The sequence below is a fragment of the Marinobacter sp. AN1 genome, assembly GCF_026013985.1.
GTDB classification, from domain to species: Bacteria; Pseudomonadota; Gammaproteobacteria; order Pseudomonadales; family Oleiphilaceae; genus Marinobacter; species Marinobacter segnicrescens.
Window position 1 is genome coordinate 3,617,669 of the sequence record NZ_CP110342.1, and the last position, 25,552, is coordinate 3,643,220.

21 protein-coding genes are annotated in these 25,552 nt (G+C 61.2%); 10 read left to right on the forward strand and 11 right to left on the reverse strand.

From position 1 onward, the window contains the following. Positions 1–2: 2 nt before the first annotated feature. Positions 3–149 (reverse strand): LPS translocon maturation chaperone LptM, encoded by a 147-nt coding sequence (lptM, locus tag LJ360_RS16750; RefSeq protein WP_091852716.1) that lies wholly within the window; start codon positions 147–149, stop codon positions 3–5. A 117-nt stretch (positions 150–266) separates the two neighbouring features. Beyond that, positions 267–3,143 (reverse strand): class I adenylate cyclase, encoded by a 2,877-nt coding sequence (locus tag LJ360_RS16755; RefSeq protein WP_091852719.1) that lies wholly within the window; start codon positions 3,141–3,143, stop codon positions 267–269. Positions 3,144–3,327: 184 nt separating this feature from the next. On the opposite strand from LJ360_RS16755, the gene LJ360_RS16760 reads away from it, so the two are divergent. Continuing rightward, positions 3,328–4,524: an EAL domain-containing protein gene (locus tag LJ360_RS16760; RefSeq protein WP_264994483.1), complete on the forward strand. Its 1,197-nt coding sequence runs from the start codon at positions 3,328–3,330 to the stop codon at positions 4,522–4,524. 42 nt (positions 4,525–4,566) lie between these two features. On the opposite strand, the gene argH is transcribed toward LJ360_RS16760, so the two are convergent. After that, entirely contained in the window at positions 4,567–5,961 is a 1,395-nt protein-coding gene (gene argH / locus LJ360_RS16765; RefSeq protein ID WP_091852728.1) for an argininosuccinate lyase, read from the reverse strand. 91 nt (positions 5,962–6,052) lie between these two features. Between argH and LJ360_RS16770 the strand changes: the two genes are divergently transcribed. From LJ360_RS16770 to LJ360_RS16795, 6 genes are all read left to right on the forward strand, one after another. Further along, complete coding sequence (locus LJ360_RS16770) at positions 6,053–7,126, forward strand: sensor histidine kinase (RefSeq protein WP_091852731.1); 1,074 nt, start codon at positions 6,053–6,055, stop codon at positions 7,124–7,126. Continuing rightward, entirely contained in the window at positions 7,123–7,857 is a 735-nt protein-coding gene (locus LJ360_RS16775) for a LytR/AlgR family response regulator transcription factor (RefSeq protein WP_091852734.1), read from the forward strand. The genes LJ360_RS16770 and LJ360_RS16775 overlap by 4 nt, the downstream gene beginning before the upstream one ends. 106 nt (positions 7,858–7,963) lie before the next feature. After that, positions 7,964–8,905 carry a hydroxymethylbilane synthase gene (gene hemC / locus LJ360_RS16780; protein WP_091852840.1) on the forward strand — a complete coding sequence of 314 codons (942 nt, stop codon included), beginning with the start codon at positions 7,964–7,966 and terminating at the stop codon, positions 8,903–8,905. Beyond that, a complete protein-coding gene (locus LJ360_RS16785; protein WP_091852736.1) occupies positions 8,886–9,719 on the forward strand; it encodes a uroporphyrinogen-III synthase in 834 nt (277 codons plus the stop codon). The genes hemC and LJ360_RS16785 overlap by 20 nt, the downstream gene beginning before the upstream one ends. Before the next feature lie 2 nt (positions 9,720–9,721). After that, entirely contained in the window at positions 9,722–10,846 is a 1,125-nt protein-coding gene (locus LJ360_RS16790; RefSeq protein ID WP_091852739.1) for a uroporphyrinogen-III C-methyltransferase, read from the forward strand. Continuing rightward, a complete protein-coding gene (locus LJ360_RS16795; RefSeq protein WP_264994484.1) occupies positions 10,843–12,069 on the forward strand; it encodes a heme biosynthesis HemY N-terminal domain-containing protein in 1,227 nt (408 codons plus the stop codon). Before LJ360_RS16790 ends, LJ360_RS16795 begins: the two co-directional genes overlap by 4 nt. Before the next feature lie 470 nt (positions 12,070–12,539). Here LJ360_RS16795 and LJ360_RS16800 read toward each other — a convergent pair whose 3' ends face one another. Together LJ360_RS16800 and senA are read right to left on the reverse strand one after the other, a co-directional pair. Beyond that, positions 12,540–13,283, reverse strand: a complete 744-nt coding sequence (locus LJ360_RS16800) for a putative 4-mercaptohistidine N1-methyltransferase (protein WP_091852745.1) — start codon at positions 13,281–13,283, stop codon at positions 12,540–12,542. Positions 13,284–13,307: 24 nt separating this feature from the next. Continuing rightward, a complete protein-coding gene (senA, locus tag LJ360_RS16805) occupies positions 13,308–14,657 on the reverse strand; it encodes a selenoneine synthase SenA (RefSeq protein WP_091852748.1) in 1,350 nt (449 codons plus the stop codon). A gap of 357 nt (positions 14,658–15,014) precedes the next feature. Between senA and LJ360_RS16810 the strand changes: the two genes are divergently transcribed. Both LJ360_RS16810 and LJ360_RS16815 read left to right on the forward strand, forming a co-directional pair. Next, positions 15,015–16,406, forward strand: coding sequence for a sigma 54-interacting transcriptional regulator (locus LJ360_RS16810; RefSeq protein ID WP_091852843.1), 1,392 nt, complete (start codon positions 15,015–15,017; stop codon positions 16,404–16,406). A 9-nt stretch (positions 16,407–16,415) separates the two neighbouring features. After that, positions 16,416–17,480, forward strand: a complete 1,065-nt coding sequence (locus LJ360_RS16815) for a transporter (protein ID WP_245742614.1) — start codon at positions 16,416–16,418, stop codon at positions 17,478–17,480. A 43-nt stretch (positions 17,481–17,523) separates the two neighbouring features. Here LJ360_RS16815 and LJ360_RS16820 read toward each other — a convergent pair whose 3' ends face one another. The 6 genes from LJ360_RS16820 to LJ360_RS16845 all read right to left on the reverse strand — a co-directional run bounded on the left by LJ360_RS16820 (position 17,524) and on the right by LJ360_RS16845 (position 24,769). Then, positions 17,524–18,021 carry a hypothetical protein gene (locus tag LJ360_RS16820; RefSeq protein WP_091852751.1) on the reverse strand — a complete coding sequence of 166 codons (498 nt, stop codon included), beginning with the start codon at positions 18,019–18,021 and terminating at the stop codon, positions 17,524–17,526. Positions 18,022–18,023: 2 nt separating this feature from the next. Then, on the reverse strand, positions 18,024–18,716 hold the full coding sequence (locus LJ360_RS16825; RefSeq protein ID WP_091852754.1) for a C39 family peptidase: 693 nt from the start codon (positions 18,714–18,716) through the stop codon (positions 18,024–18,026). 13 nt (positions 18,717–18,729) lie between these two features. Beyond that, the gene (locus LJ360_RS16830) at positions 18,730–19,080 is read right to left on the reverse strand and encodes a hypothetical protein (RefSeq protein ID WP_245742615.1); all 351 of its coding nucleotides are present in this window, start codon (positions 19,078–19,080) and stop codon (positions 18,730–18,732) included. 52 nt (positions 19,081–19,132) lie between these two features. Beyond that, complete coding sequence (locus LJ360_RS16835; protein WP_091852757.1) at positions 19,133–20,092, reverse strand: hypothetical protein; 960 nt, start codon at positions 20,090–20,092, stop codon at positions 19,133–19,135. Positions 20,093–20,474: 382 nt separating this feature from the next. After that, positions 20,475–23,597, reverse strand: coding sequence for an efflux RND transporter permease subunit (locus LJ360_RS16840; protein ID WP_091852760.1), 3,123 nt, complete (start codon positions 23,595–23,597; stop codon positions 20,475–20,477). Further along, complete coding sequence (locus tag LJ360_RS16845) at positions 23,597–24,769, reverse strand: efflux RND transporter periplasmic adaptor subunit (protein ID WP_091852763.1); 1,173 nt, start codon at positions 24,767–24,769, stop codon at positions 23,597–23,599. Before LJ360_RS16845 ends, LJ360_RS16840 begins: the two co-directional genes overlap by 1 nt. A gap of 152 nt (positions 24,770–24,921) precedes the next feature. Here LJ360_RS16845 and LJ360_RS16850 point away from each other — a divergent pair, with 152 nt between their 5' ends. Next, on the forward strand, positions 24,922–25,545 hold the full coding sequence (locus LJ360_RS16850) for a TetR family transcriptional regulator (RefSeq protein WP_091852767.1): 624 nt from the start codon (positions 24,922–24,924) through the stop codon (positions 25,543–25,545). Positions 25,546–25,552: the final 7 nt, after the last annotated feature.

Genomic DNA, 25,552 nt, shown 5'->3' on the forward strand with positions numbered 1-25,552 from the left:
TGTTAACGGTTTTCGGTGTCGCCGCCGGCCCGGGACTCTATGGCAGCCGGTTCGGCGGGGGGGCGCTCCAGCGGACCTTTCTGGCCGCAGCCGGCGCTCAGCCCCGCCAGCAGCGCCATTACCACCAGGCAAATTGCAGTTCTCGGCATCGCAAATATCCTGCGTCATCCGGCGGCGGGCCCAGCCATCAGCAGGCCTGGCCACACCATGAAAGTAGCCGGCTAGTATACCTGACCGGCGTCCGCCAGAGCGAGCCTCCGGTACAGTCAGGCGCGGGCCAGGGCCTCGGTCAGCTCCCGTTGCAGCCGGTGCCGGTACCAGACGTACTGGCAGGTCTGCAGCTCCTGCTGCCACATCTGCGGGTCCAGGTCGTTGGGCAGGTGCAGGTCCGTCAGATGCACCGGGTAGGAATCACCACCTCTGCGTCGCTGGCGGATGTAATCGGCAACTGCCGCCATCTGGAACTCGCCATATTCCTCAACGGTGAAAGCTTCCTCGTCGCAGTACAGGTCAAACCTGATGCTGCCATCCCCCTGCTGAACGCCTGTGGCCTGAAGTTCCATGGCCTCCAGTGACAGGGACTCCGGTGGCAGCGGTGTACGTTCAAGGCGGGCCTCGCCGGCTTCCAGCACCACTTCGGCACAAACCAGCTCCGTGTCTTCACGGGCGCTGCCCGCCATTTGCCGGAGCCGGCGCTTCTCAGCCAACTTTTCAAGGAACCGCATCAAAGGTACCAGTGCTTGCCGGCGGCTACCGGAACGAGGCTGGCGCCAGCCATACAGTGAGCCGGTTTCATCCGCCACCCAGAACCGCAGCCACTTGCCACTCTGCTGCCAGAACATCTGGACCACATCTGGCTGGCAAGCCCGGCAGACCTCCCTGAAGGCGGGATCTTCCTGCAGCGCGTAGCGATCTGGAACAACCGGCGAGTAGACCTGCTGGGGCCGGGCCAGGTAATCCATGAGTTCCCGGTCGTTTGCCAGCCCGGTGAAACCCGGCTCGTGCCCGTCAAATCGCAGCACAAACCAACGCTGGTCCACCTTGATCAGATAACGCAGGGGGTGCGGTCCTGCGCCACCGGCAAAGAACTGACGAGTCACATCGTCCACCAGTTCCCGGATGCGACGGGTAATCGCTGCAGCGTGGCTGCCCCCGGCACACCAGACCTCGACCCTCGGTGGTCGCGCCGGCGACCTGGCCACCAGCGCAAGCATGTTCTTGAGGCACTGAAGCAGGGCATCACCGGTCAGATAGCGTTGCAGGCTGACTTCATGCCAGGTGTTCAGAGACACCTGTTCGATGGTGGCCACCAGGTTGTCGCGACCACCGCTGAAACCGAGGGAGTCGTGGCGTCCACTCAACTTGTGCAGCCCACGCTCGGTCAGACTGGCCTGTGGGTCCACCCCCACATTGACCAGAAGCAGGTGCACCTCGGGCCGGGCCGGTGCCATCAGGGCGTCCCTGCTTGCCGGCGTCAGGGTACCAAGGTGAGAGCTTACAAACCTGGCCATACTCCGCAGATCGCTGACACTCAGTCGGGTTCCACCACTGTCCCCATCAGGGACTTCCTGGCGCATATTGAGCCTTGTGGCCGGCGTCAGCAGGCGGTTGCAGTGACACCATGTGACCAGTTCCACCAGGCTGCCCGCCTTGCGGATGACAGGCTGCCCGTCCACCGCTGACTGGGTGTCCAGGTTGCGGAACAATCGCCAGCCATCAGCAGCGACTGCCCGCCCCGGCGATAGGCCATGCCAGAAAGCCAGGTTCTCCTCCGCCAGGGACGGGGCAATGCCCGGGTTGACCAGTTCAACCTTGCCGGCCTTGCGCTGGAAGGCGGCATACAGCTTCCGCCCGAGCAGGTTCAGGTCCACCGCGCTGATGGCCGAGGGCGCAGAACCGGTTCGCGCCATACGGGAAAGTAACCGGTAACTGTGGGTAAGCTCGGACACAACGCGGCGGCGCAGGGCCATCACCTGCTCAACCCGCCACTGGTGGCGGTTATCCAGTTCGGTGAGGGTGTCGCGCCCCCAGCCCCACTCCGTGACCAGCTGGTCGAGTATCTGGCCCTGCCAGTGACCCGACATCTCCGCCGCACGGGTCAACGGAAGCCCGCTTTTCAGGTATAACGCCCGCCGGACCAGGTCCAGCCGGCCCGGCGCTTCCATTGCCAGCAACCATTGCTCCAGGTGGCGGTACAGCATCACATAGGGGTCTGTAGCGTCGATATCCGCACTGCCCTCGTAAACCGCCCGCTTGAACCGTGCGGACAACAGGCCCTGATCCCGGTCCCTGGCGTAGCATTCGATCAGCAACAGTTTAAGCAGGGACTTCCAGGGCGACTCAATTCCCTTGTAAAGCTGCCAGACACCGGCACCCAGAAACTCACTTACCGGAACCGAGGGCACGGCCCCGAAATCCAGGTATTCATCAGAGCGTACAAAGCGGTTATCCAGCAGGAACCGGGTGAGCTCCTCATAGCGCCCCTCCTCCTGCGCCGGGATCAGCCACCAGAGCGGATAACGTCCACCAAGGTGTATGGCAGTGCGGTAGAACTCATCCAGCAGCAGGTAGTGCTGGGCACTGCCACAGTCTTCGGTACTCACCTCCGCCGCACCCCGGCCCTGACGGAAGTCCTCGGCACTGAAAACGAACAGGTTAAGCTCCAGGCCGAACTCTGCCGCCCACCCGGAAAGCCGCAGTGCTTTCTGGCGAAGCGCCTCCAACCGCTGTGGGGGCAGGTCCGGGCGATGGCAAACCCAGACATCCAGGTCACTCGCCACAGAATGTCCCAGGGAGCCTGGGCTGCCCATCAGGAACAGCCCGGTCAGTTCAGCAGTGGTTTTGCGCGCTCCAGGGCGGAACGAACGGGCAATACGCTGGGCAGCCTGCACGGCCTTCTCAGACGGCTCATACCGGTCCAGCCCATGGGCACACTCGCCGGCATGGTAGCCCGGCAAGGCGGGATGGTTGAGGTGAAACACCAGGGGAAGCAGGTCAAGCACGATTTGCTGGTGCCAGGTCAGCGCAGAGCGGGCACGGTCCAGCCGAATCCGGTTAAGGGCGCAAAAGCGAGAAGTGATCGCTTTCAGTACCTTGCGATCGACACCTTCAGAAAAATCGACAAAAACAGGCTTATCCTGCACGCTTTGACTACACTCCGGAACTGAGACGTTTTCTTTCCGTGTTTAACCTGTACAATGTGACGGGCTTGGCACATGGACAGCCTACCAGACTACGCATCGCAAAGGTCACGGTTGACCCTCAATCAGGTACCCGGCTTTGGGCGCCAGAGAATAATAAGAGAAAATCTTACAGGAGTACTCTGACGTGAATGAGCTCGTCATCTGCCGCCACCGCCCTGGTGCCGGCGAAGGTGTGACGACCGTTCTGACAATCGGCCAGGACGGCAAGGTAACAGGAACGGACCCCAACCTGTCGCTGGTGCTGGGTTACAGCAACAGTGAAATCGACGGCCGCCCCCTTAAACAGTTGATAGCCTCCCCCGAGGACAATCCACTGAGCCCGGACTATGCCAGCTACCATGACAGCGGCCGGCCACTCACCGTCACTTTCCGCCACAGCGGCGGGTACTTCATGGCAGCCAGGGTCGTCGTCCGCAAGGTCAGCCATGGCAGGACGTCGCCACTGGCAGCGTCAGCCACCACCCGGCCCGTGCCGAAAAAGCCTGTCACAGCCGCGCCCCGCCCCTCAGACCGCGAAGACATCGCCCGCACCAAGGCCCTGCTGGCTCATATCAGGGAATGCCTTGCCACGGGAGGATTGCCCCTCGAGTACCAGCCCATAAGGGCCATGAATCATCCTGACATCGGGCTGGGCCTGGAGATACTGGCACGGTTGCGGGGCACTAACCGGGACGATGCTGACATGCCCCCCCGGGAATTCCTGCCCCTGATCGAACGATTCGAGCTGTCCCGCAGGCTGGACCGGCAGGTGATCAAGCAGACACTCTGCCACCTTTACCGCCACCCGGACCTGGCGAGCGCCCTGGGGTACTGCGGCTTCAACCTGTCCCGCGGCTCCCTCCAGGATCGCACCCTGCCCGCCTTCATCGGTCGGGCTCTGGAAAAAACCGGGCTTGATCCGGCGAGCCTGTGCTTCGAGATTCCCGCCCAACATGCCATCAACTTCACGGCAGAGTGCCGGCAGCTCTGTCGCATGCTTCGACAACTGGGCTGCAAAACAGCCCTGGATGGTGCTGGCACCAGTATGGAAAGCTACCGCCTGGCCGGCCGGCTGCCGGTCGACTACATCAAGCTGGCTCCCGAGCTGTTGGACGGACTCCACGATGAGCCCACCCACCTGGTGATGGCGGAAGCGCTGCAACGCATCGCCAACACCACCGGCAAGGTCACCATTGCAACCAGCGTTGAGAACGATATTGCGCGCCGGCGGGTACAGACCCTGGGCGTGCATTTCATCCAGGGGCGCCATGTCAGTGCACCCCGGCCACTGAAGCAGCTTGTCAGCGACACCGGCGGACAGTCAGCAGGCGCCATCGCCTGATTCCACGGGGCGTCCCTGCCCCTTCAATGGCTGTTCCCGGAATCAACCCAGACGTGCGCGTGCCCTGCCTGCGGCCGCGCTGACCTGATCCGGGGCCGTACCGCCGAGGTGATCACGGGCCTGTACCGAACCTTCCAGTGTCAGCACATCGAAGACATCCCCATCAATCGTGCCGGAGAACTGCTGCAGCTCTTCCAGGGTCATTTCCGAGAGGTCTTTTTTCTCTGCCACACCCAGTGCCACGGCCTTGCCTACGATTTCGTGGGCATCCCGGAAAGCGACGCCCTTTTTCACTAGGTAATCGGCCAGGTCGGTAGCGGTGGAGAAACCCCGGCGGGCCGCCTCACGCATATTGTCCGCCTTCGAGGTGATGGCCGGCACCATGTCAGCGTAGGCCCGCAGGCAGCCCTTGACGGTATCGACGGTGTCGAACAGCGGCTCCTTGTCTTCCTGGTTGTCCTTGTTATAGGCCAGGGGCTGGCTCTTCATCAGGGTCAGCAAGCTGATCAGGTGGCCATTGACCCGGCCGGTCTTGCCCCGCACCAGTTCCGGCACGTCCGGATTCTTCTTCTGGGGCATGATGGAGGAGCCGGTGCAGAAACGATCCGGCAGGTCGATGAAGTCGAACTGGGCTGAGGTCCAAAGCACCAACTCTTCGCTGAAGCGGGACAGGTGGGTCATCAGCAGCGCCGCGAAACTGCAGAACTCGATAGCGAAATCCCGGTCACTGACCGAGTCCAGGGAGTTCTCGGTGGGCCGGTCAAAGCCCAGCAGCTGTGCGGTCATGGCCCGGTCGATGGGATAGGTGGTGCCAGCCAGCGCAGCGGCGCCCAGGGGCATGACGTTGACCCGTTTGCGGCAGTCCTGCAGGCGTTCTGCGTCCCGCTCCAGCATCTCGGCCCAGGCCAGCAGGTGATGACCGAAAGTGACCGGCTGAGCGGTTTGCAGGTGGGTGAAGCCCGGCATTATCGTGTCAGCCTCGCGTTCCGCCAGGTCCAACAGACCGGCTCGCAGACGGGTAAGCTCCTCGGCAATGGCATCAATCTCGTCACGCAGGTACAGGCGGATATCCGTGGCCACCTGGTCATTTCGGCTTCGGCCTGTGTGGAGCTTCTTGCCGGTGATGCCAATACGGTCAGTGAGTCGGGCCTCGATATTCATATGGACGTCTTCGAGGCTCACGGACCAGGGAAACTCCCCTCTTTCGATCTCGGCGCGGACCGCTTCCAGGCCTTCGATGATCTGGTCCCTTTCCTCGACGGTCAGCACCCCCACCTCGGCCAGCATGGTGGCGTGGGCGATGGAGCCGCGGATGTCGTGGTGGTAAAGGCGCTGATCAAAGGCCACGGAAGCCGTGAACTTCTCCACAAATGCGTCGGTTGGCTCGCTGAATCGGCCGCCCCAGGGCTTTTCGGAACTCTTGTTCGGATCGGTCATGGTGTATCTTTCCTGCTGACTGCCCGGCAGAATGGTCCGGGTGCGAAAAATGTGAGCGGATTATAACACCCCGGAGAGGACTCTCACCCGCATGACCACCGGCCATAGTAAAAATCCGGACCAGGACAGTTCTAACGGGGGCGTGTCCGGCTTTTTTGTGCCGGACCTCTGCCGGGTACGCTCGGTATTCATGCTGGTAATCAGCAGCGAACTGATGGTGATGCTGCTGGCCATGGCCCACGCCCGGGGCCAGTGGATCGACTGGAACTACTTTGGCCTCGTGTCACTGCTGGTGCAGTGGACCGTTCTCACCAGCGCCGCCCTGATCTGCCTCGCCCGACCCTGGCTGACAGGCCTGACAACCACCCGCGCCACCCTCGCCATGGTGATCCTGGTCATCGCTGACGTGTTGTTATTCAGTGGCGTGGCAACCCGTTTCCTCTACCCCGGGGAAACCGCCGCCCAATGGCAGGCCGTGGGGAAAAGCCTGCTCATTGCGGTGATCGCCACCCTGATGGTGCTGCGCTATTTCTATCTTCAGCATCAGTGGCGCCAGCAGAAACAGGCCGAAATGACCTACCGGCTGACCGCACTGCAGGCCCGCATTCACCCCCACTTCCTGTTCAACAGCATGAACACCATTGCCAGCCTGATCGGCACCCGCCCGGAGCAGGCGGAAGATGCGGTACTGGACCTGTCCGAACTGTTCAGGGCATCCCTTAACACCAGCGAACGGCTGGTCCCGCTGAAGGAAGAACTGGCCCTGTGCCGTCGCTACCTGGCACTGGAGCAGCTACGCCTCGGCGAGCGACTTAGGGTGGACTGGCGCACCGATGATGCCCTGAATGACCAGGCGATCCCGCCCCTGACACTGCAACCACTGGTGGAAAATGCCATCTACCATGGCATCCAGCCCCGCCCCGAGGGTGGCACGGTGGTTATTGAAAGCCAGCGCAGCGGGCAGTACGTTTACCTGCTGGTGCAGAATCCGAAACCGGACAGCGGCGCCAGCAATCATCAGGGCAACCGGGTAGCCATCCGTAACATCCAGGCCCGCATCCAGGCCCTGTTCGGCGAAACCGCGGTGCTCAAGCACAGCCATCAGGGTGAGCTTTACACGGTGACCCTGAGACTCCCCTGGCAAACCACAGGCACAAGCCGATGAACCAGCTACGCGTACTCATTGCCGACGACGAGCCCCTGGCCCGGGAACGGCTGCAACGCATGATCGAAGGGATCGAGGGCTACCAGGTCGTCGCGGAGGCAGCCACCGGCTCCGAGGTGCTTACGGCGGTGGCCGGCCATACTCCCGATGTGGTGCTGCTGGACATTCGCATGCCGGGGGGCGACGGGTTGGACGTGGCCGAGAGCCTTGCCACCCAGACGGATCCGCCCGCCATCATTTTCTGCACCGCTTACGACGAATACGCCATTCGCGCCTTCGAGGTGCAGGCGGCGGCGTACCTGCTCAAACCGGTACGCCAGCAGGCGCTGGCGGATGCCCTGGGGCGGGCGGAGCGCCTCAACCGGGCACAGCTGCAGGCCCTCAGGGCCCGACCGGACGAGAGCCATCACCTGAGTGTGACCAGCGCCCGGGGCACAGAGCTGGTGGACATGACCCAGGTGAGGTATTGCGAGGCTGACCAGAAATACGTCACCCTGCACCATGATAAGGGCGAAACCCTGACGGACCTCAGTCTCAAGGCCCTGGAGCAGCGTTTTCCGGACCAGTTGCTGCGCATCCACCGCAATACCCTGGTGGGCACCCGCTATGTCCGCGCCCTGGAGCGACTCGATGACGGCACATGCCAGCTCCGACTGACCGACCTCACAGACACCCTGCCGGTCAGCCGGAGGCATGTTGCACGGGTCCGTCAGCGGCTGCGGGAGCTCTGAATACGGGACTTTTCGAGGCTGGCGCGTTAGGCTTGTTGGCAGCTTGTCATTGGCTTCGGATTAACCGCTCAGCCACCAATTCTCACCGCTCAAGAACATGGATATCATGGCAAAACGTACACTGCGTATCGCAACCCGTAACAGCGCCCTCGCCCTCTGGCAGGCGGAATTCATCAAGGCCGAACTTGAGCGCCTGCACGACAGCGTGGAAGTGGAGCTGGTGGGCATCAAGACCCAGGGTGACAAGATCCTGGACGTCCCGCTGGCAAAAATTGGTGGCAAGGGCCTGTTCGTCAAGGAACTGGAAGAAGCCATGCTGGACGGCCGCGCCGACCTGGCCGTGCACTCCATGAAAGACGTCCCCATGGGGTTCCCGGATGGCCTTGGCCTGGTAGCCATCTGCGAACGGGAAGATCCTACCGATGCCTTCATCAGCAACGATTATGAAAGCGTTGAAGCGCTTCCCCACGGAGCCGTGGTGGGCACCGCCAGCATGCGTCGTGAAGCCCAGCTGAGAGCCTATCGGCCGGACCTGGACATTCGTACTCTTCGTGGCAACGTCAACACCCGCCTCGCCAAGCTGGACGCCGGCGAATACCAGGCCATCGTACTGGCGTCTTCCGGCCTCAAGCGTCTGGGGTTCCATGATCGCATCCGCTATACCCTTCCCGACACACTGTCACTGCCGGCTGTAGGCCAGGGCGCCCTGGGCATCGAATGCCGCCTGGATGACAAGGAGCTGATCGACCTTCTGGCGCCACTGAACCACAAGGATTCCTGGGACCGGGTCAGCGCCGAGCGCGCCCTCAACCGGCGCCTGGAGGGTGGCTGCCAGGTACCCATCGCTGCCTACGCACTGCTGGAAGACAATGACACCCTGTGGCTACGCGGCCTGGTGGGTGCCGTCAACGGTGAGCAGATTCTCCGCGCAGAGGGCCGCTGCCGTCGCGAGGACGGGGAAAAACTGGGCCGGGAGCTCGCCGAAGATTTGCTCAGCCAGGGTGCTGACCGGATTCTCGCCGATATCTATGGCCACACCCCGAAGTAACACAAGCCAGCCCCTTACCGGCGCCCGCGTACTCATCTGTCGGCCGGAACCTCAGGCCAGCCGGCTGGCAGGCGCCTTTGAAGCTGCAGGCGCCAGCACCCGGGTGCTGCCTGCCATCGAGAGGGTGCCACTGCCGGAAACACCCGAGGCCCGCCAGGTTATCCTCGACCTGGACCTGTACCAGCACGTGATCGCCGTAAGCCCCTACGCGGCCAGCCAGTTGCTGGAGCGTATCGATACCTGGTGGCCCCAGCTACCGGTGGGTGTTCACTGGTATGGTGTCGGGGCCGGCACCGCAGCGGTCATGGCCCGGGCCGGGCTGGCCCCGGAACACCCTCCCACCGGCTTTACCAGCGAAGCGCTGTTGCAACTACCTTCTCTACAGAACCTGGAACACGACAAGGTACTCCTGGCCCGGGGCGACCAGGGTCGCGAACTGCTTCGGCAGACCCTCGAACAGCGGGGCGCGCGGGTCACTGTACTACCCCTTTACCGGCGCCAGCAGCCGACACCTCCGGCAACGGTTGTTGAGGCCTGCCTGGACCACTTCCGGCCCGACGTCATCGTTGCCCTTTCCGGGGAAACATTGAACAATTTCATCGCACTGAGTGAGAATAGCAGCCATAATTACCGGGACAGCCTGCTCCTCGTGCCCGTCGACCGGGTGGCCCGCCAGGCCCGGACTGCCGGTTTTAAACGGGTGGTGTGTGCCACCGGCATGACCGACGAGGAAATCGTGGAACGGGTGATTCACTGCTATCCTCGTCAACAGGCCGGCACCACCCGCCGCCCGGAACGCCCTGACCGTCAGTAAGGATGCCCGTGACAGAATCCAACAATCAGCTGCCCGCCACCGTACCCGATACCAACACGCCTCCCGGGGGCAAGACCTGGCCTCTCTGGATCGTCTGCCTGATCCTGCTGGCCGGGCTGATTGCCCTTGCGTTATGGAGCTGGCAGCAGTGGCAGGTCCAGCAGCAACTTGAACAGTCCCTGGAACATGTCAGCGAGCTGAACCGCCAGCTGGACCAGCGTCTTGACCAGGGCTCCAGTGACCGCAGTGAGCGTCTCCAGTCCGTAGAAAACACCCTGCGCGAGCAGCAGCAAACACTGGGGGAACAGCAGCGGCAGATCGACCACAATGCCCGCGAACTGCTGGATGCGGGCAATCGTACCCGCACCGACTGGCTGCTGGCAGAGGCGGAGTACCTGCTGCGCATCGCCAACCAGCGGTTGCTGATAGAGCAGGATATCCGGGGGGCCCTCGCCGCCCTCAATTCCGCCGACGAGGTACTCCGGGAAACCGATGACGTGGGTGTCTACCCGGTTCGTGAGCAGTTGTCGAAAGAGATCATGGCCCTGCGCAGCGTGACCGATGTGGACCGCACTGGCCTTTACCTTCGACTGGAAGCCGCCCGGGAGGCTGTCAGCCAGCTAACCGACCAGGCCCTGATCGAAGAACGGGCCCCCGGCTTCAGCGCTGACCAATCCAGCCAGGATGACACCGCGACCACTGAAGAAAACACGGCAGCCAGGGCCTGGCAAAGAGCGAAGGACAGCCTGAAAGAGGTGGTATCCATCCGCCGACTGGACGAACCGGTCAAACCCCTGTTGTCTCCCGACCAGAGCGCCTGGGCCCGGCTGAACCTGCAGCTGATGCTGGAGCAGGCCGAACTCGCGGTACTGCGGGGGCATGACGACCTCTACCAACAGGCGATGGAGAAGGCCGTCACCTCCCTCGAGGACTGGTATGACGGCACCGATAACCGGGTAACCGCCCTGCGGGAGACCCTCGCGGAACTGAAAGACCGGGAAATCAACCCGGAACTGCCGGATATCAGCCAGTCCCTGTCCCTGCTCAAGGGGCGTATCGCTGGCCGGCACGTCAACAACGAAGCGCAGATGGACGGCGATAACAGCAACGGAGGCGACGAGTCATGATGCGACTGGTGATTATCCTCGTCGTTGCGCTGTTGCTCGGCCTCGGTCTGAGCCTCGGGCTGCAATACGACCTGGGATACATCCGCATCAGTCTGGGCAACTACCTGGTGGAAACCAATTTCTGGGTAGGCGTGGTGCTGCTGGTGGTTCTTACCCTGGCCCTGATGCTCCTGATCTCTGCGGTACGACGACTGACCCGCGGCACCGGTGCGGTTACTCACTGGCTCGCCCGCAGTCAGAAACGCCGGGCGCGCCGCCGGACCACCGAAGGTCTGCTGGCGCTGGCTGAGGGTAACTGGCCCCACGCCCGCAAGAAGCTCGAATCTTCTGCAGAGCAGGCGGACACCCCGCTGATCAACTACCTGGCCGCCGCCCAGGCCGCCTCGGAAGCCGGCGACCACGACGCTGTGGATGAGTTGCTGCGCAAGGCCTTTGAAAGCACTCCCGGCTCAGACCTGGCGGTGGGCATTACCCAGGCCCAGCTGCAACTGAACGCCAACCGCCTGGAGCAGGCTCTGGCTACCCTGGTACGTTTGCGAAAACAGGCCCCCCATCACCCGTTCGTTCTCAAGTTGCTGAAGAACACCTACCTGAGACTGGAAGACTGGCGGGAATTGTCCAAACTGTTGCCAGAACTGCGCAAGCGCCAGTTGGGAGATCCAGCAGAACTGGACCGGCTGGAACGGACGGTTTGGCACAACCTGCTACACCGGGCTGCCGAGGAGTGCCGGCGGCAAGGTAACCAGGATCTTTCCACTTTGACCCGGTTGTGGGACGAGCTGCCGAGCTCCATGCGCCGAGACGAGCATACCATCCGGGTGTATACCGAATTGCTGGCGAAAGCCGGCCAGGAGGCCCAGGCAGAGACGCTGCTGCGGAAAGTACTGCGCAATCACTGGAGCGACGAGCTGATTCACCTTTATGGACGCATCTGTGGTTCCAAGCCGGATGAGCAATTGCTGGCAGCAGAGCGTTGGCTGCAGGACCGGCCCAACAATCCGGAGCTGTTGTTAGCCCTGGGTCGCCTGAGTTTGCGTAATGAGTTGTGGGGCAAGGCCCGGGAGTATTTCGAGACCAGCCTGCATTTGCGTCGCAGCCAGGAGACGTTGGCGGAGCTGAGCCGTTTGAATGCCCATATGGGGGATGAGGACGCCAGCATGCGGCTTATGCAGGGCCTGGTCAGGGAAACCGGGCTGCCTGAGTTACCCATGCCGAAGGCCTGATTGTTTCATGCAATCTGGAGTGGGGGTCTGGGACTGCCTGGGTTTTGACTGGGCATTTTGGCTTGGTTGCCTGGGGCTGCGGTGGGGGACCTTTTTCCGCTGCAATTCACGGTACGTCCTGTACCGACCTTGCACCGCGCCATCCATGGCGCTGCTCCAAAAGGTCCCCCACCACATCCCCGTGCGAACTTACAGTTACCGCAACAGAGACAAGAGGCAAGACCGCGAAATATAAAGCCCGACTAAAGCTGCAGGCATTTCCCTGAAGGCAACTCCGTTGTCTGGATGTTTCGGGGTGGGGGTGCTTTCGCAGCAGCGCCATGGATGGCGCGGTGCAAGGTCGGTACAGGACGTACCGTGAATTGCAGCGGAGAAAGCACCCCCACCCCGGAACATTCCACCGAAGCCCCAGCCCCCGATGCGGCTTGTCTCAAGGCCATAAAGGTTTCACAAGATCCCTGGATCAGACGCTAAGCTTTCCGCTGCCAGGCCGTCAGCTCGGCAATGGTGTGCTGATACTTGCGAGCCGTCTCGCGGATAACGAATGGCACATCCACCGGCTCGCCGAGCAGGTCAAAGTGGGGAGCCAGTATGTCCTTCATGCCATCCAGCACCGTGAACGGCTGGCCGTGGCGCTCGAACCCGCCCACCCACTTCCCCCGGGGCGTGAACTCCTCCAGCAGGGTATAGGGTGAGCTGATTACCAGTACACCTTTGTCATTCAGCAGCTTGTGGACACCAGAGAGAAAGGCGCCCGGGTCCTGCAGGCGGTCGATCAGGTTGCCCGCAAACACCAGGTCATAGCCCTCTTGCTCCGGTCCCAGGTTGCACGCATCCGCCACCTCGAAGCGGACCCGCTCAGCACGGTTGGCGAGCTGGTGAGCGGCCAGGGAGGCGGTCGCCTGGGTGCCCAGTTCCCCCTGCTCCCGCAGGAAGTAATCCATCTGACCGTCCCGCTTGAGGGTGTTGGCGGCCTCGATGAAGCGATTGGAGAGATCCAGCGCCACGACCTCGTCAAAGGCCCGGGCCAGTTCGAAACTGGTGCGCCCTACCGCGCACCCGAGGTCCAGTGCCCGTTTTTTTTCTCGCCCGGCCATGTGCTCCAGGCAAATGCTGGCGCAGCGGGCAGGATAATTGCCAACACCGAAATAGCTGTCGCCGTAATGAAAGGCCAGGTATTGGCCCAGTAACTCGTCGGTTTCATACAAGTTCATCGTCGCTCTCCCGGGGCGGGGCGGTTACAGGGCACAGGTGCGGAAACCCGTGTACACGTCATTGCGCTGTGGCAGGTAAGCCTGGCGATAGGTGCCTCGAATCAATACCGACGAGGTGGCACACCCGCCACCACGGGTCACCTTGTGGTCACCAAACTGCAGGGTAGACATGAATGGATACATGTCCACCTTGAAGCCGTCGTAAGGCAGGAACTGGTCGCTGGTCCACTCCCAGCAGGTGCCGATCATCTGCCGGCAGCCAAAGGGGCTCTCGCCAGCTGGCATAGCACTGGCGGGCTGCCGGGCCATCATGGTGGTGTCCATGTCCACGCGCTCCGGGGTGGGCGGCTCGTTACCCCAGGGGAAGCGTCGGAATGCTTCGCCCGGGCGATTCCCCAGGGCGGCCACTTCCCATTCCGTTTCCGTCGGCAGACGTCGGCCTGCCCAGTTGCACCACGCCTCGGCTTCCCAGTATGAGACATGGATCACCGGGGCATCCGGTTCCAGTGGCTGCCACTGGTCAAACAATCGCTCCTGCCACTGGCCCTCATGCAGGCGCCAGTACAGCGGATGTCTTGGCGCCCGCAAGACCGGTTCACGTTCACCGAAGACCAGTGCTACGTCGGTTTCGCTCTGAAGCCACTTGCGACCGCCGAAGGACCAGAGCTCGGGACGGCGGTAACCGCCATCTTCCAAAAAGGCGAGAAACTCAGCGTTGCTCACCGGTGCACGGGAAATGCTGAACGCGTCCAGAGCCACTGTATGGCGAGGTTTTTCGCCATCAAACGCGAAGTCTTCACCGGCGTAGTCGGCTGACTCCCCGGGCATGCCGATCAGCCAGGTGCCAGCCGGAATCCGCGCATCTCCCAGTTGCTCGCCGCGAGCGGAGGCGGGCTTCATCACCCCCGGAGGCGGCGGGTAGCCCACGGTCTGGCGGCACCAGGTCATGGATTCTATATGCATATGCTGGTGGTAGATCGCGTAGCGATAGAGGTACCGCGACCGCTCATCCAGCGGCTGCTCCCGGATGCGTTGGGCGATCCTGTCATAGATGGTGAGCATGTAGTTCCGGGTCTGCTCCCGGCCCGGAAAGTAATCCCGGTTCCAGCGGTCCCGGTGGTCAATATGGAACGAGTCCCAGAGGTCATCCATGGATGGGTCATAGCTCGGGGTACCGTCCAGCAGGTTCAGAACAAATACCTCGTAAAAGAACGAGGAGTGGCCCATTTCCCAGAGCGGCGGGTTTACTCCCGGGTGCCAGGGTACCTGTAGCTGGTCGTCATCCAGGGAATCGACCAGCGCCAGGGTACGTTGCCGGGCATTCTCCAGAAGGCCAAGCATTTCGTCTTTCAGGGCTGTTTCGCGATCTGCCATATTTCTTCTCTTGAAGCTCTCTATGATGTCGCTGCTGACAGTCGAGTGACGATTTAAGTGGTTGTGCCCTGTCTGGAACACTGACGGACTTCACACAAGCTGAACTGTCCGTATATTTTACACGCCGCAGCAGATGCCATTTTTGTGACTTAGTTAACACACTGGTCATGCGGCAGTTCTCATTTTATGGCACATAACCTGTTTGTTTTCCCGCCAGGACCCGATGGATGCCCCGGTCGCGATTCCAGCAGCTACAAAGCAGGCGACCACAGGGGGCATCCCGGATCAGCTTAAGTCCGGCATCCACCAAACACAATGTGCGCCGGGCCCCGGCACGCTGACCTGGACGGTGGCACAATGGATTCCAAACGCAAACTCACCTGGCTGACCCATGGCACCCAAGCTGTCCAGGTGCCTGGTGTCCTGAGCTCAGGCTGGCAGGTACATCAGTTCGATTATACGGTCCCACCCCGGTTTGGACTGCCCGACGGGCATCAGGGACATGTGGGCATACTGGACCTGACTCGTTACCCGAAAGACGGCGTTCCCCACCTGGACCGCTGGTTTGAACAGCTGAATATTCCCCTGTGGATCGGCATCCTGCCAGAAGCGCCCAGCCTGAACCGTCAGCTGGCCTACCTCACCTCACTGCACTGCTCGGACTATCACACGTTACCGATCGACTGGGAAAGGCTGGCCATGGTTGCAGGGCACCTATGGGGCATGGCGGAACTTCATCAGAAGGCCACACCAGCAACCGGCGACGACTACCAGGAGATTGCACTCACCGGGGAGTCAGCTGCCATCCGCCATGTTATTTCGAGGCTCAGGCGGTTTGCGGGCACCAGTGAACCCGTGTTGATCTACGGCGAAAGCGGCACCGGAAAGGAAGCCGCGGCCCGACTGGTCCATGAACAGTCCCTGGCCCGCCATGGCCCACTGATCACCATCAACTGCGCGGCGCTGCCGGTCTCACTGACCCAGAGTGAGCTTTTCGGTCACGAGAAAGGCGCATTCACCCATGCCACGAGTCAGCGTACGGGCCGTCTGGAGGCTGCGGATGGCGGCAGTCTGCTATTGGCGGGTATTGACGAACTTTCCCTGGTTCAACAGTCGTACCTGCTCCGTTTCCTCCAGGAGGGGGTCGTTGAACGTGTTGGCTCTAACCGCCCAGTGCGGATTAACGCCCGGCTCATTGCCACGGCTTCCACGCCATTGTCCGAGCTTGTACGCCACGGCACCTTCCGCCAGGACGTGTTTTTCAGGCTGGGTGAGATGGCAGTGGAGCTGCCCCCGCTGCGCGAGCGCCCGGAGGACATCCCCCAACTGACGGAGGCCTTGCTCCAACGACTACCGCCCCACCTGTCGCCAAAGCCGGTCAGCCAGGCCACCATGCAGCGGCTGATTACCCATAGCTGGCCCGGCAACCTGCGGGAACTGCAGAACCGGTTGCGGCAGGCCCTGCTGCTGGGTGAAAGCCCGCAGATAGAGCCCATGGACCTGGGCCTGTACGGGATTCCTGCCAATGTCCACGATCACCACGACCTGAGCCTGGCCCAGTTCCGGTCCAGGGCTGAGCGACAAGCCCTGCACTGCAGCCTGGCGCTGACCCGGCATAACATTTCAGCGGCCGCCCGTCTGCTACGCATCTCCCGTGCCTCTTTCTACCGTCTGATCGACAAGTACCAACTGCCGTTATCAGACACCATCCACTCAGCCAACACACCCGGACGTCAAACCCGCCGGTAAGGAATGACCATGCGCATAGCCCGGATCCTGCTACCCCTGACAACCGCACTGGGCCTTTTGCCGGTTACGGCGCTCAGCCAACAACCTGCCCCGGACACGACCGTGGGCTCCGAAGCCCGTGAAGCCGCCTCCAACCAGGCCACCGAGGTAGCCTCCATCACCTACGACCGGGGGATCGTAACCTCCCCGGGGCGAATCACCATCGAGCCTTCCGTCTCCTATGCCCACAGCAATTCCACCGTGGTGGCCGTAGAAGGCTATACGGTCATTCCCGCCTTGCTGGTAGGGCTGATCAATATCTCGGAAGTGCAACGGGATATCTTCACTGGGGCCCTGGCCATGAAGTATGGCTTTTCCAGCCGTTTCGAGGCTGGCATACGGGTGCCCTACCTGATCATCAATGAAGACCTGCGGGAGCGGGAGGTTTTTCAGGGCACGCCCCTCGACACCATCCGCGAGTCATCCGGTGACGGTCTGGGCGATGTGGAAGTGTCGGCACGCTACCAGATCAATGATGGCCTGGATGGCTGGCCATACCTGATCGGCAGCCTGCGGGTAAAGGCGCCCACCGGCGAAGGTCCCTATGACGTGGGCCAGAGGATCATCTACGACAGCAACAACAACCCCATCGGGGTAGAACTCAGGGAGCGCCCTACCGGATCCGGCTTCTGGTCCATAGAGCCAGGCATCTCATTTATCTACCCCACCGATCCGGCGGTGCTGTTCGGCAACCTGAGCTACGTCTGGACCATGGAGGAAGATGAGGGTGAACGTAACGGTGGCACCATCGACCCGGGTGACGTTATCCGGTTCGGGTTCGGTATGGGCTTTGCCTTCAACGAACGCACCTCGTTCAGCCTGGGCTATGACCACTCGATCATCGGCGAGACAGACTATGAGCTGGATAACAGCCTGTTTGACACACGGTTTGAGCAGGTACACGTGGGCTCACTGACCTTCGGTCTATCCCAGCGGCTGACCCGGGATACCAGCCTGAGTATGGCGGTGAGCGTCGGAGTGACCGACAACGCCCCCAATGCAGAGATTACCCTGCGGCTACCGATCAACCTCTAGTGTCCTGCCTGGTTGATTCGTTAACTACTGGGTGCTGGCAGGATCAACGGCTCAACAGGCGATTGAGGTGCTCGCCCAGGTGCAGTGGCACCTGCTGGTGAACAGCAAGGTTATTGAGTTCGATATTGAGCCGGTGGATGTTCTGGATCACCGTGGAATTCAGGCTGTTCTGGATGACGGTGGTCCAGCCACTTCCGCCGATACCGGGCCCCACGGCGACCCGGGCGCCCGCCGGTTCATCAGGCTGCATGACCTGCACCACGGTTTCCATACGGTGGGCCACCTCCCCACGCATCTTCTGGTTCAGGTTCGGAATGGTCAGTCGGTTAACAATCAGTTCCTGGCCATTCAGCGCAACGATCTGGTCCAGGCCGATGGAGATCTCCAGCCCGTCCTGCATAAAACCGCCTCGCAGCCGGTCCAGTTCCTCATCGGCCAGCACCGGTCCCGCCAGGTTCAATACCTCGTTCACTGGTGTCGCTGCCAACAGGGGGCCGGGGAAAAGCATCACAGCAACCATCAGTCTGCAAACATTGTTCATGGTCACCACTCCCTTGAAGAGGGCCAGTAAGGCAAGGTATGAGCTCCGGGCAATTCCCGGATTCCGCTTCCTACCGGCGCACGGGCCAGTGCCGGCCAGTCGCCATCGCTGCGAAACGTCGCCCGCCCTTCACGCAGATGGCTTCTTATGACAAAGGCGGTGCCGTCCCAGTACTCCCCGAATTCACCATGACTGTAGGCTTTCAGCCCCCGGGCGGGGTCCCCAACCAGCACTTCCTGGTCACTGATGCCCTTGATCACCACGAAATGCCGGAATCCCCGGATGTTGATCAACACGATGACTGGCAACCGCACCTGCTCCCGCAGACCAGCCAGGCCCATGCGGAAGCCATCGGCCTGGTACCCCTCCAGCTCCAGGTAGCGCTTCATGTCCAGCATGGAGAACCCCTCGCGCCGGACCTTTTCCTCGTCGGCCAGGGCAAACATGGAGCGGAACACCTCCTGTTCGGTCACTTCATGTCCATAGTGATAGGACAATAACGAAGCCACCGCAGCGGACCCGCAACTGAAGTCGTATTGCTGGCGGATCACTTCGCTGAAGGTTTTCTCACGATAGCTTTCCACCGGAATGGCCAGGTCCCCGCCGATACCCGGCACGATGACCGAGCCAGCCTGGGCCTGGGGCCAGAGCAGGCTGCACATCAGCCCCGTTGCCAGCACTGCGAACCTGCCCATGCCCCACCTCCGGTTACTGATTGATGAGTATATTGATCTGGGTGCTGTCCTGGATGACCACCTGGTTGCCGGTGTTCTGGATCACGGTGGCGATACCGTTCATGTGCCCGAAGGCACTGTCTGACAGATAGTTGTCGCCGGTGACCACGTTTCCGGAAAGCACATTGTCGGCGACTGATGCGTTCTGCTCCGTGTCGTTCATCTGCCACTGCATGGTGACGCCCTGACGGCCGCTGGCGCTGGCCAGCTGGTCATCCGTCAGGGGCGAGACATTCATCCACTGTTCTGCGAGCGCCGGTGACAGCCCGCACAGTAATCCCAGCAACACAGATGCCTGCAGAATCCTTCTGGTGACGCTACCCATGGCATTTCTCCTGAAAAACGGGCCGCCTGCGCGAGCAGACGGCCTCATTTCCCTAGTTGCCAGTGGTCAGGTTCGACATGACGCTGACATTGGCCTGAGTCACGCTTCCTGTCCCGACGTTCTGGGCAAATGCACCGACACCGGTGAAGTTCGCAGAGCCACCGGAGACTTCATTATTGTTGCTGACATGGGTATAGGAGCCACCGCTCGCATCCCCATAGGTGGTAGTGACACCAGACACGGTTCCATCCAGCTCCGCAGTGTTCATGAACGCACTGACACTCAGGGTCAGCGTGTTGGTGCTGCTGTTGGAGTTGTAGGAATCAGTGGCATTGGCGGAGTTGTCCGAGCTGTCACTGTTGCCACTGTTGGCCACCTTGAAGGAGTCACTGACTGTGGTGCTGTTGTCAGAGTTGTCGGAATTATCGGAGTTGTCCGAATTATCCGAGTTGTCGTTGCCGCTGTCGGCAATCTTGAAGGAATCGGACACAGCGGTGCTGTTGTCAGAGTTGTCGGAGTTATCCGAGTTATCCGAATTGTCGGAGTTGTCGGAGTTGTCCGAATTGTCGTTGCCACTGTCCGCGATCTTGAACGAATCGGCGACGTCAGTGCTGTTGTCGGAGTTGTCCGAATTATCGGAGTTGTCCGAGTTGTCAGACATGTCGTTCGCTGTATCGGCGATCTTGTAGGAATCGGCGACACTGGAACTGTTGTCTGAATTGTCAGAATTATCGGAGTTGTCCGAATTGTCTGACATATCATTTCCACTGTCTGCAATCTTGAACGAGTCCGCAACATCAGTGCTGCTGTCCGAGTTATCGGAATTGTTCGAGTTATCCGTGGAGTTGTCATTGCCGGAATCGGTATTTCCGGAATAGTCATTGTTGGCGGTGGAGGTATTATCAGCGTTGGTGTTCGGATCTCCGTCACCACCCTGGTCCGCCCAGGCAACCCCGGAAACACCCAGTCCTACCGCAATGGCCATAGCCAGCAAGTTTCTCTTGGTATTCATGATGTCCCTTCCCTTTACGTTATTGGCTCTTGGTTATTCAGGGCCTCCGACACCTGAGCGCTCACAGGTACTCCATGCACCAGGCCCGCAAAGGAGAGAACTGCGATTCCTGTGCCAGAATTTCGATTATTCTTTAAGCGGCTGTTTTTAATGATATTCCCCGGATCAACGGAAAGTGAATAATCCGTGTGCCCGGAGTTTATGTCGCAAGGGTGAGACACGGCGCGGCCTTTGGCAGCGTCGAAAATCCATTAATAACGCCATTTCATACACATAGACCAAAATCTTGACTGTAAAGAGGATCTACAGGTTTCACGCCAGGAAAGCAGAAACACGAAAGCCCGGCGGACCGGGCTTTCGTGAACGCTGCGAGGATGGAACACTAGTCCCCGCTGGGCCTCTTGCGGCTTTGCCGCCAATCACCAAGATCTTCAATGAGCTTGAAGAAAAGCGGCACAAAGAACAGCGCCAGGGTGCTGGCTACGATCATGCCACCGACGACCACGGTGCCAATCTCCTGCCGGCTTGCCGCGCCGGCCCCGGTACTGAAGGCCAGCGGCATGGAACCCACGATAAACGTCAGTGCCGTCATCATGATGGCACGGAAACGCTGGCGGGCCGCCTCACTGGCAGCCTCGGTACTGCTCATACCGGCACGACGGTTCTGGGCCGCGAACTCCACAATCAGTATCGCATTCTTGGCCGCCAGGCCGATCAGCACCAGCAAACCCACCTGGAAGTAGATATCATTGGGAAAGCCCCGCAACAGGGAAGCAGCCGCCGCCCCGAAGACACCAAAAGGCACGGCCGTGGCCACCGCCAGGGGCAGCCCCCAGCGCTCATACTGGGCCGACAGGATCAGGAACACCAGCAACAACCCGAGCCCGAAGGCAATCACACCCGTGTCGGCGCCAGCCTGTAGTTGGTAAGCCTCACCGGTCCAGCCCAGCTGGGTGTTACGGTCAAATACGTCGTTGCCCACCTCCTGTAGCGCCTGAAGGGCGTCGCCGGTGGTGTAACCGGGGCCTGGATCTGCCAGCAGTTTTGCTGACGGGTAAAGGTTGAACCTGTTGAGAATATCCGCTCCGGCACTGCGCTCCAGGTCCACCAGGGAACTGACCGGGATCATCTCGCCGTACTGGGACCGTACAAAAACCCGACGCAGATCCTCCGGGTGACTGCGGAACTCGCCTTCAGACTGAAGGTTCACCTGCCAGTTACGCCCGAGCAGCGTAAAGTCATTTACGTACAGCGAGCCGAAGGTACTTTGCATGGTGATGAAAACCTGGTCCACCGGCACGCCGGCGGCCTGTGCCTTCTCCCGGTCGACGGTGGCCTCGTACTTGGGAATGCCGGTGTCCAGGGTAACCCGCACGTTCTGCAGTTCGGGGCGCTGGTTGGCTGCCTGGGAAAACCGGTCAGCAATGGACTTGAGCTCAGCCGTTGTCCTGCCACCGCGTACCTGCACGTAGCCCTCTACGCCACCAGTGGTGGACAGCCCCCGAATAGGTGGCGGAGTAAAGGCCATAACCCGCGCATCGGGCATACCGGCACCGATACCCATGATCTTGCCGGCAACAGCATCCGCGCTCTGGCCCGGCCCTTCACGCTTCGACCAGTCTTCCAGGGTGACAAAGGAGACCCCGGCATTGGTACGCAAGGCACTGGCGATAATGTCGTAGCCGGCGAAAGCAACCACATTGGCGATTTCAGGCACATCCATCATCTGTGCAACCAGGTCGTCCCGCATATCGGCGGTACGGCTAAGGGATGAGGCCGCGGGCAGCGACGGGGCTACCAGCACGAAGCCCTGATCTTCCTTGGGCACCAGGCCCGACGCCATGCTGTTTAACAGGAATACCGTACCCGCCAGCATAGCCACAAACAGGAATACCCCCAGCACCACATGCCGGAGCAGGAAATCCACGACCTTTACAAAGCCGCTGGTAATGACCTCGAAACCCTTGTCGAACCAGCGGAACAGGATCATCTGCTTTTTCGGCTGGCCACCGAGCAGCATGGCGCACATGGCCGGGGTCAACGTCAGCGCAACCACACCCGAGATGATCACTGACACCGCGATAGTGATCGCAAACTGACGGTACAGCTCGCCACTCAGACCGCCCAGGAAGGCAACAGGGGCGAACACGGCCACCAACACCAGGGTTGATGCCACCACCGCGCCGGAGACCTGTTTCACGGTTTCCACCGAGGCATGGTACGCCGACATTTTCTCTTCCTTCATCAGGCGCTCGGCGTTCTCCATGATGATAATGGCGTTATCCACCACCACCCCGATGGCCAGTATCAGCCCGAACAGGGTCAGCAGGTTGATCGAGAAGCCCAGCGCCTGCATGCCGGCAAAGGTGCCGATCAACGAGACCGGTATCGCCACCAGGGGAATCAGGGTGGCACGGAAGTGCTGGAGGAAGAGGAACGTGACCACGACCACCAGCAGCACCGCAACAATAAAGGTGCTGATGACCTCCTGGATGGATATATCGATAAAGCGCGTGGTGTCATAGGGGATGCTGTAGGAAAGCCCCTCAGGAAAACGACTGCTGATGTCGTCCATGGCCTCCCGTACTGCGGCGGCCGCATCCAGGGCATTGGCCCCGGGCTGCAGGTAGACACCCAGGGGAACGGTGGGTTCGCCGTTAAAGGTGGCGTCAAAGTCGTAGTTCTGTGCGCCCAGCTCAATGCGTGCAACGTCCTTCAGACGCAGACTGGCACCGTCTTCGTCACTGCGCAGGATGATATTGCCGAATTCCTCGGTGCTTTCCAGGCGTCCGGGAACCGACACACTATAGGTAAAGGCCTGACCCTGTGGCGCTGGCTCGGCACCGATACGTCCGGCGGCGAACTGGGCATTCTGGGAGCGAATCGATGCGGCAACATCGGCAGGGGTCAAGTCATACTGGGCCAGCTTGTCTGGCCGCAACCAGATACGCATGGAATAGTCCTGGGCACCGAACAGGGAAGCGTTACCCACCCCCGGCACCCGCACCAGCTCATCCAGCACGTTCAGCAGGGCATAGTTGGAGATCTCCACCACATCCATGCTGCTGTCCGGTGATGACAGCGCCAGAACCTGCAGGATCGACGTGGAACGGGCTTCCACGGTGACCCCCAGGTCCCTCACCGCCTGGGGCAGGCTTGCCGTGGCCTGCTGAACCCGGTTGTTTACGTTGATGGTCGCCTGGTCCGGATCGGACCCGATTTCGAAGGACACGGTAATACGGAAACTGCCCGAGTCCGTGGCGTTGGACTCCAGGTAGATCATGTCATCGACGCCGTTAATCTGTTGTTCCAGGGGGGCTACCACAGCGTCAGAGATCACCTCGGCACTGGCCCCCGGATAACGGCCATCAACCACTACCTGTGGCGGCACCACGTCGGGGTACTGCTCTACCGGCAGACCCAAAAGGGCAATGGCACCACCGAGCAGGATGACAATGGAGATAACCGACGCAAAGATGGGCCGGTCAATAAAGGTGCGCAGCATTACTCGGCTCCTTCCCCGTCTTCTCCGGCCACTTCAACCTCCATGCCATCCCGCAGCGCTACCATGCCGCTGACAACCACCCGGTCGCCGGCCTGCAGACCATCAGTGATTACCTGACGCCCATCAACCACCGGACCCAGCGTTACGTAGCGACTGGCCACTATGCTCTCGTCACCGACCACGAAAACCCGGGCACCCTCGGGTCCCTGGCCGACGGCGCTTTCCGGTACGGTAAAGGCATCTTCCAGGGTCTGCAGCTGGATCCGCACCCTGACGAACTGCCCCGGCACAATGCGATATTCCTTGTTGGGAAACACCGCCCGGGCCATTACCGTGCCGGTACGGGGATCCAGGGTGCTGGCGGTAAAGTCCACGGTACCTTCATGCTCATAGGCTTCACCGTCGACGGTAATCAGAACTGCAGACAGGGTAGTGTCGCCATCGTCGGAAGCGGCCATGGCGGCACGGGCGCGACGCTGGATGGTGGCATCGTTTTCGGGGAGGGCAAACCGAACGTGGATCGGATCGTGCTGGACAATGGTGGTCAGCAGTGTGCCCTGCTGGACGAGGCTACCCTCGGGCAGGTCTTCCAGGCTTGTTGCGCCGGAAACCGGGGCTGTGACCTCGGTGTAATCCAGGTCGAGTTGAGCCTGGGTCAGCCCTGCCTCGGCCACCGCCACATTGGCCCGGGCCAGTTCCAGCGTTGACCGCGCTGCATCCCGATCCCGCTCGCTGATGGCGCCCCGGTCAAACAGGGACGAAATCCGGTTCCACTCTCGCTGGGCCTGGCTCAGCTCGGCACGGGCCACCTGCAAACGGGCCTCGGCACCCTGAACCGCCGCCGCTGCCGGGGCCCGGTCAATGCGGAACAGGGCATCGCCCTGCGCTACCAGCTCACCCTCTTCGTACAGCCGCCCTTCCAGAATGCCCTGGGTGCGTGCCCGCACTTCTACCTCGCGGGCGCCCCTGGCACGACCAGCATATTCCTCGTGTACCTCTACCCGTGCAGGCTCGGCTGTTTCAACACGGACCTGCTGGGGCGGCGACTGGCCTGCCGAGCCTCCCTGCGATGGCGGTGCCTGATCGCCATTACTGCAGGCTGCCAGCAACGTGGCGATGATAGCGATCAGTGCGCCCGTAACAGCGGGCCTGGACCGGTTTTGAGACAGCATCGAGGGACTCCCGTGAATGTGAGAAAAGGCAAGGAAAATAAAAATACATTCATGACTGTATGTATGCAACGAATAACTGGCTACAATGGGCCAACTGACCATTGCCTGACGTCGCCTGCTGGCGGCCAGTCTTTTCTATAACCAGGACCACCATGGCCAGAAAAACCAAGGCGGAAGCCGAAGCAACCCGGGAAGCCATTCTCGATGCGGCAGAACAGGTCTTTTTTGAAAAAGGCGTTGCCCGAACATCCCTGGAGCAGGTTGCCTGCACCGCCGGTGTGACCCGAGGTGCCATCTACTGGCACTTCCGTAATAAACAGGACCTGTTTGAGGCCATGCTTGGCCGGGTCAGCAACCCCATGACAGCCCGGCTGGAGGACCTGCTGGAGAACCGGCGGGACATTACCGCCCTGCGGGCGATCTGTATCGACTCGCTCCGCCAGCTGGCCACCAGTGAACATAACTTCCGGGTATTTTCCATTCTGTTTCTGCGCACCGAATCCGATACCGGACTGGCCGCCCAGGACCGCTTAGCCGGCAGGTCTGTTGAGCTTCTCAAACAGTACTTCAGCACCCCCGGGGTCCAAGACTTGCTGTTGGAGGGGGTCAGCCCGGAACTGGCAGCCATGTCCATGCACACGTATTTCACGGGGATTTACTTCGACTGGCTGAAAGCCCCCAGCCAATGGGACCTCGCTCAGCAGACCCCGGCGCTGGTGGACGTGATCCTGCGCGGGCTGTTTCGGCCAGGTGTAAGCGTGGTGGACCACCCCTGACAGCGCC